Annotated in this window: 2 protein-coding genes; both read right to left on the bottom strand. The window is 62.9% G+C overall.

From position 1 onward, the window contains the following. On the bottom strand, nucleotides 1-1,419 hold a 1,419-nt coding region (locus CF161_RS00280; protein WP_020294522.1), incomplete at its 3' end, for a tandem-95 repeat protein. Then, nucleotides 1,388-1,846: hypothetical protein (locus CF161_RS33035; RefSeq protein ID WP_177326736.1), on the bottom strand; the 459-nt coding region annotated here is incomplete at its 5' end. The genes CF161_RS00280 and CF161_RS33035, both read right to left, overlap by 32 nt.

Below are 1,846 nucleotides of genomic sequence, written 5' to 3'. Positions count from 1 at the left end.
CAGGCCGTCGACATCGGTCGCGCTCAACTTGACGGCGATGCCCGAGGTCGGGTCTTCGGCACCGGTTGCAGTGGTGGCGATGGCCACCGGGGCATCGTTGACCGGAGTCACGGTGATGCTGCCGCCGACGGCTGGCGAGGTCAGCGGGTTGCTACCGTCCGCATTGCCGCTGTCGGTCGCGGTGTAGGTGAAGTTGGCGGTGCCGTTGAAGTTCAGGTTCGGCTTGAAGTACAGCGTCGCCGAGCCGTTGCTGGCATCGATGCTGCCGGTAAAGGCCTTGGTCATCGCCGCATCGGTGAAGAAGGTGCCGTTGCTTGGCGTGCCCACGGTGAACGACTTGACGTTGGCCAGGCCATCGACGTCGGTGGCGCTCAACTTGACCGGGATACCCGAAGTCGGGTCTTCGGCACCGGTCGCGGTGGTGGCGATGGCCACTGGCGCATCGTTGACCGGGGTCACGGTGATGGTGCCGCCGACCGCAGGCGAGGTCAGTGGGTTGCTGCCGTCAGCGTTGCCGCTGTCGGTGGCGGTGTAGGTGAAGTTGGCGGTGCCGTTGAAGTTCAGGTTCGGCTTGAAGTACAGCGTCGCCGAGCCGTTGCTGGCATCGATGCTGCCGGTAAAGGCCTTGGTCATCGCCGCATCGGTAAAGAAGGTGCCGTTGGTAGGCGTGCTGACGGTGAAGGATTTGACGTTAGCCAAACCATCCACGTCGGTCGCGTTCAATTTGACTTCGATACCCGACGCCGGGTCTTCAGTGCCGGTGGCGGTGGTGGCGATAGCCACCGGCGCATCGTTGACCGGGGTCACGGTAATGCTGCCGCCAACCGGTGCCGAGGTCAGTACGCCGCTGCCATCAGCGTTGCCGCTGTCGGTGGCGGTGTAGGTGAAGTTGGCGGTGCCGTTGAAGTTCAGGTTCGGCTTGAAGTACAGCGTCGCCGAGCCGTTGCTGGCATCGATGCTGCCGGTAAAGGCCTTGGTCATCGCCGCATCGGTAAAGAAGGTGCCGTTGGTAGGCGTGCTGACGGTGAAGGATTTGACGTTAGCCAAACCATCCACGTCGGTCGCGTTCAATTTGACTTCGATACCCGACGCCGGGTCTTCAGTGCCGGTGGCGGTGGTGGCGATAGCCACCGGCGCATCGTTGACCGGGGTCACGGTAATGCTGCCGCCAACCGGTGCCGAGGTCAGTACGCCGCTGCCATCAGCGTTGCCGCTGTCGGTGGCGGTGTAGGTGAAGTTGGCGGTGCCGTTGAAGTTCAGGTTCGGCTTGAAGTACAGGGTTGCCGAACCGTTGTTGGCATCGATGGTGCCAGTGAATGGCTTAGTCATCGCGGCGTCGGTGAAGAAGCTGCCGTTGGTTGGCGTACCGACCTTGAACGACTTGACGTTAGCCAGGCCATCGACATCGGTGGCGCTCAACTTGACTTCGATACCCGAAGACGGATCTTCGGCCCGACGTTGGGTCTTCGGCACCGGTGGCGGTGGTGGCGATGGCCACCGGCGCATCGTTGACCGGGGTCACGGTGATGGTGCCGCCGACCGCAGGCGAGGTCAGCACGCCGCTGCCATCAGCGTTGCCGCTGTCGGTGGCGGTGTAGGTGAAGTTGGCGGTGCCGTTGAAATTCAGGTTCGGCTTGAAGTACAGCGTCGCTTCGCCGTTGGTCGCGTTGATCGTGCCGGTGAAGGCCTTGGTCATTGCGGCATCGGTGAAGAACGTCCCGTTGGTCGGCGTGCTGACCGCGAAGGATTTGACGTTGGCCAAACCATCGACATCGGTGGCGCTCAACTTGACGGCGATGCCCGACGTTGGGTCTTCGGCACCGGTGGCGGTGGTGGCGATGGCCAC

The sequence above is a fragment of the Pseudomonas sp. CF161 genome, assembly GCF_000416215.1.
Taxonomy (GTDB): Bacteria; Pseudomonadota; Gammaproteobacteria; order Pseudomonadales; family Pseudomonadaceae; genus Aquipseudomonas.
Note: the sequence above shows the minus strand (reverse complement) of the source record. Positions and strands in the feature narration are given on the sequence as shown.